The organism is Streptomyces sp. NPDC088194 (assembly GCF_040702025.1).
GTDB lineage: Bacteria > Actinomycetota > Actinomycetes > Streptomycetales > Streptomycetaceae > Actinacidiphila.
The window spans coordinates 33,795-42,311 of record NZ_JBFBIV010000075.1 but is presented as its reverse complement, the minus strand read 5'-3'; the positions used below and the strand labels follow the sequence as shown (position 1 = coordinate 42,311).

The 8,517-nt window shown below is 72.1% G+C and carries 9 protein-coding genes; 1 reads left to right on the top strand and 8 read right to left on the bottom strand.

Annotated elements, in window-relative coordinates; translation table 11 throughout:
• The first annotated feature begins 276 nt into the window (after positions 1-276).
• Complete coding sequence (locus AB0399_RS30955; protein ID WP_329364255.1) at positions 277-699, top strand: helix-turn-helix domain-containing protein; 423 nt, start codon at positions 277-279, stop codon at positions 697-699.
• Here AB0399_RS30955 and mutM read toward each other — a convergent pair.
• The 8 genes from mutM to recG all read right to left on the bottom strand — a co-directional run bounded on the left by mutM (position 672) and on the right by recG (position 8,241).
• Positions 672-1,538 (bottom strand): bifunctional DNA-formamidopyrimidine glycosylase/DNA-(apurinic or apyrimidinic site) lyase, encoded by an 867-nt coding sequence (gene mutM, locus AB0399_RS30950; RefSeq protein WP_329364256.1) that lies wholly within the window; start codon positions 1,536-1,538, stop codon positions 672-674. The two genes, AB0399_RS30955 and mutM, sit on opposite strands and share 28 nt — an antisense overlap.
• Before the next feature lie 83 nt (positions 1,539-1,621).
• Complete coding sequence (gene rnc, locus AB0399_RS30945) at positions 1,622-2,380, bottom strand: ribonuclease III (RefSeq protein ID WP_328474579.1); 759 nt, start codon at positions 2,378-2,380, stop codon at positions 1,622-1,624.
• A gap of 19 nt (positions 2,381-2,399) precedes the next feature.
• The gene (gene rpmF / locus AB0399_RS30940; RefSeq protein ID WP_069465182.1) at positions 2,400-2,573 is read right to left on the bottom strand and encodes a 50S ribosomal protein L32; all 174 of its coding nucleotides are present in this window, start codon (positions 2,571-2,573) and stop codon (positions 2,400-2,402) included.
• 2 nt (positions 2,574-2,575) lie between these two features.
• Positions 2,576-3,190 (bottom strand): YceD family protein, encoded by a 615-nt coding sequence (locus AB0399_RS30935; protein ID WP_328474577.1) that lies wholly within the window; start codon positions 3,188-3,190, stop codon positions 2,576-2,578.
• Between the two features lie 192 nt (positions 3,191-3,382).
• Entirely contained in the window at positions 3,383-4,666 is a 1,284-nt protein-coding gene (locus AB0399_RS30930) for an ATP synthase F0 subunit B (protein WP_366413582.1), read from the bottom strand.
• An 11-nt stretch (positions 4,667-4,677) separates the two neighbouring features.
• Complete coding sequence (gene coaD, locus AB0399_RS30925) at positions 4,678-5,157, bottom strand: pantetheine-phosphate adenylyltransferase (protein WP_328469942.1); 480 nt, start codon at positions 5,155-5,157, stop codon at positions 4,678-4,680.
• Between the two features lie 112 nt (positions 5,158-5,269).
• Positions 5,270-5,851, bottom strand: a complete 582-nt coding sequence (rsmD, locus tag AB0399_RS30920) for a 16S rRNA (guanine(966)-N(2))-methyltransferase RsmD (protein WP_329364260.1) — start codon at positions 5,849-5,851, stop codon at positions 5,270-5,272.
• 128 nt (positions 5,852-5,979) lie between these two features.
• A complete protein-coding gene (recG, locus tag AB0399_RS30915; RefSeq protein ID WP_366413581.1) occupies positions 5,980-8,241 on the bottom strand; it encodes an ATP-dependent DNA helicase RecG in 2,262 nt (753 codons plus the stop codon).
• Positions 8,242-8,517 lie beyond the last annotated feature (276 nt).

The following is an 8,517-nucleotide window of genomic DNA, read 5'->3' as shown; positions in this document are numbered from 1 at the left end:
GGCGCTGGGCCGGGTGCTGGGCGAGCTGCGGGAGGACAACCTCGGCGACCGCGCCGCCGCGATGACCTACTCTTGCCGCCAGGGGCAACGGCATGCCCCGCGCCGCGGACGGCCCCCGCCACCCGCAGACGGCCCCTCGCACTCACCCGCCACACCCGCCGCCCTCCGCCCTCCGCCCGCCGCCCGCCGCCCGCCGCCCGCCGCCTGCGATCGGACACGCTGCTCCGGCGAAAGCGCAACCTGGCGGAAAGCGCCGGCCCGGCTAAGCTGGGAGCCATGAGCGAGGTGGTGGAGCAGGCGGCAGAGCCCGGGACCGAGCGGGGCGGGCCGCCGGACGCGTTCGACGTGTTCTCGCGGAACTGCCCCTCGCGCGCCACGCTGGAGCACGTCACCGGGCGCTGGGGCATCCTCACGCTGACCGCGCTCGCCCACGACACCCTGCGGTTCAACGCGCTGCGGCGCAGGGTGGACGGGGTGAGCGAGAAGATGCTCTCCCAGACCCTCCAGGCGCTGGAGCGCGACGGGCTGGTGATCCGCGACGCGCAGCCGGTCAACCCGCCGCACGTCGAGTACCGGCTCAGTCCGCTCGGGCGGGAGACCACCGACCGGCTGCTCGCCCTCATCACGCTGGTCGAGGACCGGATGCCCGACGTGCTGGCCGCACGCGGGCGCTACGACGAGGCGCGCGGCACCGGCTGACAGCGCGGGCAGAAGTAGCTGGAGCGGTTCATCCACGCCCTGCGCCGGATCGGGGTGCCGCAGCGGCGGCACGGCTCGTCCTCGCGGCCGTACGCGTCCAGGGAGCGGTCGAAGTAGCCCGACTCGCCGTTCACGTTGACGTACATGCTGTCGAAGCTGGTGCCGCCGGCGGCCAGCGCGTCACCCATCACCTCCCGGATGTGGGTGAGGAGTTCGGCGGTGCGCGGGCGGGTCAGCGTGGCGGTCGGGCGGTCGTAGTGCAGCTTGGTGCGCCACAGCGCCTCGTCCGCGTAGATGTTGCCGACGCCGCTGATCAGCGTCTGGTCGAGCAACGCCCGCTTGATCGTGGTCTTCTTGCGGCGCAGCGCCGCGTGGAAGGCGTCGTCGTCGAAGGCGGGGTCGATCGGGTCGCGGGCGATGTGCGCGAGCGGCTGCGGCAGTTGCTCCGGGTCGCCCGGGACGGTGTCGTGCACGGAGAGCCCGCCGAAGGTGCGCTGGTCCACGAAGCGCAGGTCGGTGCCCTCGGTGTCCTCGAACTCCAGGCGGACCCGCAGGTGCTTCTCCGCGGGGGCGTCCTCGGGGCGGATCAGGAACTGGCCGCTCATGCCGAGGTGGGCGACCATCGCGGTGTCCTCGGTGAGCGGGACCCAGAGGTACTTGCCGCGGCGGTGCGGGGCGGCGAGGGTGACGCCGGTGAGGCGGTGCGTGAAGTCGTCGGCGCCCGCGGGGTGGCGGCGGACGGCACGCGGGTGCAGGACGGTGGCCCGGGCGACGGTACGGCCGGCGGCCCACTTGGCGAGGCCGCGGCGGACGACTTCCACCTCTGGTAGTTCGGGCACGGTTTCCTTCCCCGCCCGCCCCTTGGTCCTCAGACGCCGGGCGGGCTGATGAGGATCAGCCCGCCCGGCGGATGAGACGCGGTTCAGCCCGCAGGCGAGTTGGACGCTTCTCGGATGGAGCGCCATGCCGCTTCCGCGGCCTGCTGCTCCGCTTCCTTCTTGCTGCGGCCGGTGCCGGTGCCGTACTCGACACCACCGACGCGGGCGGCAGCCGTGAAGGTCTTCTCGTGGTCGGGGCCGGACTCGGAGACGACGTACTCGGGGACGCCGAGACCTTCGGCGGCGGTGAGTTCCTGGAGAGAGGTCTTCCAGTCCAGGCCGGCGCCGAGATTGGAGGACTCCTCGATCAGGGGGTCGAAGAGTCGATGGACAAGAGCCGAAGCCGCGTCGAGGCCCTGGTCGAGATAGACCGCGCCGATGACCGCTTCGAGGGTGTCCGCCAGGATGGATGCCTTGTCCCGTCCACCGGTTCCCTCTTCACCACGGCCGAGCCGGATGAACGCGCCCAGGTCGAGCCCGCGACTGACCCCGGCAAGGGCCCGCGAGTTGACCACCGCTGCCCGGAGCTTGGCCAACTGGCCCTCGGGGAGATCGGGGTGGGTGCGGTAGAGGGTGTCGGTGACCACCAGGCCGAGCACGGAGTCCCCCAGGAACTCCAGCCGCTCGTTGGTGGGCAGCCCGCCGTTCTCGTACGCGTACGAGCGGTGGGTCAGCGCACGCACCAGAAGGGCGGGCTCGAGGTGGTACCCGAGCCGCCCTTCCAGAAGCGTGTGGGACGAGGCTTTGTCCGTGGCGGCCTTCTTCGACACCGGAGCGTCGGGCGTGGAGGACGTGGAGGACACTGAGCCTGTCACCTGCCGATCAGACCTCGAGGACCTGACGACGGTTGTAGGTGCCGCAGCTCGGGCACGCGATGTGCTGGAGCTTCGGCTCGTGGCAGCGCTCGCATGCCACCAGGCTCACGGGCGCAGCCTTCCACTGCGAACGGCGGTGGCGCGTGTTGCTGCGCGACATCTTCCGCTTCGGAACAGCCACGGCTACTTCTCCTGGTTCTCGTCGGCACCGTCTCCGGTGCCGTTCTGCTGGAAGTCCTGCAAGGCGGCCCAACGGATGTCGGTCGCCTCGTGGTGGTGGTCCGGGTCGTCGGCGAGCCGCGCTCCGCACTGGGAGCACAGGCCCGGGCAGTCCTCCCGGCACACCGGCTGCATGGGCAGTGCGAGCACCACCGCGTCCCGCAGCACGGGTTCGAGGTCGAACAGGTCGTCCTCGAGATACAGCACGTCGTCCTCCTCGGAGGCCGCGGCGTCGTCACCGGCTTCGTCCCTGCGGGCGGTCCGGGTGTCGGCGTCGGGGTAGGAGAACATCTCCTGGAACTCCGCGTCCAGCTCGCGCTCTAGCGGCTCCAGGCACCTGGTGCACTCCCCCGTCAGCGGTGCATGGGCGGTGCCGGTGACCAGCACACCCTCCATGACCGACTCCAGGCGGAGCTCCAGCTCGACGTCATTGCCCTCCGGCACCCAGATGACATCGGCGATGCCGAGGTCCTTGGGCGCGGAGACCGTGCGGGAGACCTTCTTCATCGCACCAGGACGCCGACCCAGCTCGTGTGTGTCGAACACGAGGGGGTTGCGGTGGTCGAGGCGGGTGTTCAGGGCTTCCTGCTTTCATCGGTACGGCCTGCAACGATACGGCCGCGTCCGCGCGAACCCCGGTGAGGGGCCCGGATGGACGGGCAGGCCGAAGCGCCGGTGCGTGACACGGCTGGAGCCAACAGGATACTGGACACTTCGCCCGGACCCAAACAGAGCGGTCCCGGAGGGTTCAGCCCCTGCTCGGCGGGCTGCTCACAACCCCTGTTCCAGCTCCCGGAGCCGGTTGAGGTCGATCATCCCGGTGTCGAAGAAGCTGGTCTCGTCCAGCGCGGCGGGCTGCTGCCCGGGCTGCTGGCCCGGCTGCTGCTGGCCGTACTCCTGGCCCTGCTGCTGGTACGGGATCTGCGGCTGCTGCTGCGGGTACTGCGGGTCGTATCCCCCGGCCTCCGTCGGGGGGACCCCCAGCTGCGGGTAGTCGTAGCCCTGCTGCTGGCCGCCGTACGGGTCGTAGCCGGCCTGCGCGTACTCCTGCTGGCCCTGCTGGGGCGGCAGCGGCTGCGGGACCTGCGGATAGGCGCCCTGCTGGGGCTGCTGCGCGTACACGTCCTGCTGCTGGTAGCCGTAGGCGGGGTCGGGCTCGTAGGCGGGGTCGGGCTCGTAACCCGGCTCGGGGTCGTAGCCCGGCTCGGCCTGCTGCGGCGGGGCCGGCTGCGCGGCAGCGGCGGCGGCCGCAGCCGCGGCCGGGGTGTAGCCGTACTGCGACAGGTCGGCCTGGCCGTCGGCGGAGGGCGCGGCGAGACCGGCCATGAACTCGTCGTCGGACTGCCGGTGGACCTCGGGGCCGCCCTCGGCCGCGTCGGCGGCGGCCATCTGCGCGGCGAGGTCGTCGATCGGGTTGTGGCCGGTGAGCTTGAGCCGGCCCCGGCCGACCGCCTGGAGGGTCTTGCTGAGCACCGCCTCGAAGGCGCGCATCTTGGTGTCGACGTACTCGTCGGCGCGGCGGCGCAGCGTCTCCGGGTCGGAGCTGCGCTCGGGGGCCTCCGGGTCGTCCTCCGCGAGGCCCGCGCCGCCCTGGCCGTCCTCGGCGTACGGGTCGCGGCCGAGCAGCTTCTCGCGGCCCCGGTCGACCGAGCCGATGGTCTTGGTGAGGACCACCTCGAAGTTGGCGAGCTTGCTGTCGACGTAGTCGTCCGCCTCGGCACGGATCTCGTCGGCCTCGCGGCGGGCCTCGGCGATGATCCGCTCGGCCTCGTCCTGGGACTGCCGGGCGATCTGGGTGTCCGAGACCATGGAGCCGCGCTCGGCGTGCGCGGACTCGATGATCCGCTGCGCCTCGGCGCGGGCCTGCTGGACCATCTGCTCGCGGTCGCCGAGGAGTTCCTGGGCCTGGGACAGAGAGTCCGGGAGCGCCGCGGCGACCTCTTCGAGCATCGCGAGCAGTTCGGCCCGGTTCACCACGCAGGAGGCCGACATCGGCATGGACCGCGCACTGCTGACGGTCGCCGTGATCTCATCGAGCTTCTTCTGGACGTCCACAGCGGCAAAGCCTACTGCTGCCGGAGCCGGGCGTTGAGCGCGTCGAGGACCGGCGGGGGGACCAAGTGGGAGATGTCGCCGCCCCATTGGGCGACTTCCTTGACCAGACTGGAGGACAGGAAGCTGTAGGCGGGGTTGGTGGGCACGAAGAGCGTCTCCACGCCGGACAGGCCGATGTTCATCTGGGCCATCTGCAACTCGTAGTCGAAGTCGCTGACCGCCCGCAGTCCCTTGACGATGGCGGGGATCTCGCGCTGCTTGCAGAAGTCGACGAGCAGGCCGTGGAAGGACTCCACCCGGACGTTGCCGAGGTCCGCGGTGACCTCCTCGATCAGCGCGATCCGCCGGTCGATGTCGAACAGGCCCTGCTTGGCCTTGTTGATCATCACGGCGACGTACACGGTGTCGTACAGCCGGGAGGCGCGGGCGATGATGTCGAGGTGTCCGTTGGTGATGGGGTCGAAGGACCCCGGACAGACTGCGCGGCGCAAGACTGGCTCCTCGCTCTCCGTACCGGTCGGGCGGGTGCTGCGGTTCATGGCGGGCTCACAGGGACTCGTGCGGGCCGGGCCGACCCGCATCTGCGCTGCCGGGCGCACGACTTCATGACCCGGCGGTAACTTCGGCGGCGCGACCGTACCAAAGAGTCGCCTCGCCGTACTTGCGCGAGCGCAGCCCGGCGAAGCCGTCGGGCCAGCCGAAGACACCGCCGCGCGTCCTGCGTTCCACGGTGACGAGTGCGTCCGTGGTCAACCAGCCGTTGGCCAGGAGTGTGAGCAGGATCTCCCGCAGCTCGTCGTCCGGCACGTCGTAGGGCGGATCGAGGAAAACCGTGTCGTACGGGGGGCCGGACGGCGGCCCGGCCACCGCCTTCTCGGCGCGGCCCGGACGCACCTCGGCGCCGGGCAGCTTCAGGGCGGTGGCGTTCTCCCGGACCACCTGGGCGGCGCGCGGGTCCGCCTCGACCAGGAGGACGTGGGCGGCGCCGCGGGACAGCGCCTCCAGGCCGACCGCGCCCGAACCCGCGTACAGGTCGAGCACTCTGGCCCCTTCCAGGGTGCCGCGCAGCGACTCCCAGGTGGAGAAGAGCGCCTCCTTGGCCCGGTCGGAGGTGGGGCGGGTGCCGTTGCCCGGGGGGACGGCCAGCCGCCGGCCGCCGGCCGCTCCGGCGATCACGCGGGTCATGACTTGCTCACAGCTCCGACCCTACCCGTCGGGTGTGCGGGCGCCGCCCGGGGATCGCGGTCCGGGCGGTCGCGGCCCCGGGAGGCGGCGGTTGAACCTTCCGGCGTACGACCTGATGCGCCGGGTCGTCAGCCCTTCTCCAGGTACTCCTCGCGGTCCGCGTCGAGCAGGCTCTCCAGCGCGCTGCGCAGGTCGGGGTGTCCGGCCAGGTCGGGGTCGGCTGCGACCAGCGCGGTGGCCTCGTCGCGGGCCGCGGCGATCACGTCCTCGTCCTCGATGACGGCGAGGACCCGCAGGCTGGAGCGGCTGCCGGACTGGGCCTGGCCGAGCACGTCGCCCTCCCGGCGCTGCTCCAGGTCGATCCGGGACAGCTCGAAGCCGTCGAGGGTGCGGGCGACCGCGTCGAGCCGGGTCCTGGCCGGGCTCGCCTCGGGCGCCTCGGAGACCAGCAGGCACAGCCCGGGGGCGCTGCCGCGGCCGACCCGGCCGCGCAGCTGGTGCAGCTGGGAGACGCCGAACCGGTCGGCGTCCATGATCACCATCGCGGTGGCGTTCGGCACGTTGACCCCCACCTCGATGACGGTGGTCGCCACCAGCACGTCGACGCCGCCGGCGGCGAACCGGCGCATCACGTCGTCCTTGGCGTCGGGGGCCATCCTGCCGTGCAGGGCCTCGACCCGCAGGCCGCTCAGCGGGCCCTTGGCGAGCTGGTCGGCGACATCGAGCACGGCCAGCGGCGGGCGGCGCTCCTCGCCCTCGTCAGCGGCGCCCTTCGCGGCCGCCTTGCCGCTCGCCTTCCCGCTGCCGCCCGCGGCCTTCGCGGCGGCCTTCGCGTCCTCCTCGTCGCCGATCCGCGGGCAGACCACGTACGCCTGGTGGCCGGACTCGACCTCCTCGCGGACCCGTTCCCAGGCCCGCGCGAGGAAGTGCGGCTTCTCCGCGGCCGGCACCACGTGGGTGGCGATCGGGGAGCGCCCGACGGGCAACTGGTCGAGCACCGAGGTCTCCAGGTCGCCGAAGACGGTCATCGCGACCGTGCGCGGGATGGGGGTGGCCGTCATCACCAGCAGGTGCGGCGGCTGTTCGGCCTTCGCGCGCAGCGCGTCGCGCTGCTCCACCCCGAAGCGGTGCTGCTCGTCCACGACCACCAGCCCCAGGTCGCGGAACTTCACCTTGTCCTCGATCAGCGCGTGGGTGCCGATCACGATGCCCGCGTCCCCGCTGATCAGGTCGAGCAGCGCCTGCCTGCGGGCCGCCGCACCCATCGAACCGGTCAGCAGCACCACCTTGGTGCCCAGTTCGGAGCCGCCGAGCATGCCGGACTCCGCCAGGTCGCCCATCATCTCGGTGATCGAGCGGTGGTGCTGCTGGGCGAGCACCTCGGTCGGCGCGAGCATCGCCGCCTGGCCGCCGGTGTCCACCACGCCGAGCATCGCGCGCAGCGCCACCAGGGTCTTGCCGGAGCCGACCTCGCCCTGGAGCAGCCGGTGCATGGGGTGGTCGGTGGCCAGGTCCGCGAAGACCTCGGCCGACACCGCCTGCTGGCCCTCGGTCAACGTGAACGGCAGTCGCCCGTCGAACGCCGTCAGCAGCCCGTCCTCACCCGGCACCCGCGGCACCGCGGGCAGCGCCGACTCGTCGGCCCGGCGCCGGGCCAGCGCCACCTGGAGCACGAACGCCTCGTCCCACTTCAGCCGCTGCCGGGCCACCTCGATGTCCCGCTTGGTGCGCGGCCGGTGCACCTTCTCCAGCGCCTCGGGCAGCGCCACCAGGTCCCGCCCGGCCCGCAGCTCCGCCGGCAGCGGCTCGCCGACCCCGGCCCAGCCGATCGCGCCGAGCGAGTCGATCGCGGTGTCCACGGCCTGGGCGATCCGCCAGGACGTGATCTGCTTCACCGCCGGGTACAGCGGGATCAGCCGGTTCGCGAACGCGTCGACCGCGTCCTTCGCGTCCGGGCCGTCATCGGCCTCCGCGTCGAGCAACTGGTAGTCCGGGTGGGCGAGTTGCCGGGTGCGGTTGAAGACCGAGACCTTGCCGGAGAACATTCCGCGGCGGCCGGGCAGCAGCCGGTGCGCGTGGGCGTGCGCGGCCTTGCTGAAGAAGACCAGGGTGAGCGAGCCGCTGCCGTCGGTCACCACGACCTCCAACCGCACCCCGGACCCTCCGCCGTACGTCCGCTTGTCCGCCTTCGCGATCTGCGCGACCACGGTGACGTACTCGTCGACCGGCAGGTCCGCCAGCCGCGTCAGCTCGCCGCGCTCCGCGTACCGCCGCGGGTAGTGGTGCAGCAGATCCCCCGTCGTGCGCAGCCCGAGGTGCTCGTCGAGCACCTTGGCCGTACGGTCACCGACGAGCTTGCGCAGCGGGTCGTCCAGCGGGTTCCCAGTCATCACGCCCAATCTTTGCGCACCGCGCCGACAACGGCACGAGCCACACGGGCCGGCCCGGTGACGGGGGGTGTCGTTCCTACGTGTGGGGCGCCGTCACGTGGGAGCCGTTCTTACGCTGCGCCGCACCGGACCGGGTGCCTACGCGTAAGAACGGTTCGACGTTGTAGCCGGCGAGCCAAAGGGCGCGCCGGTGTCGAAAGTGGAGAACGCGCGGAGATCGTGAGGAACGAGCGATCGAGCACGATCGACCGTCGACACCGGATCTAAGCGCCCGGA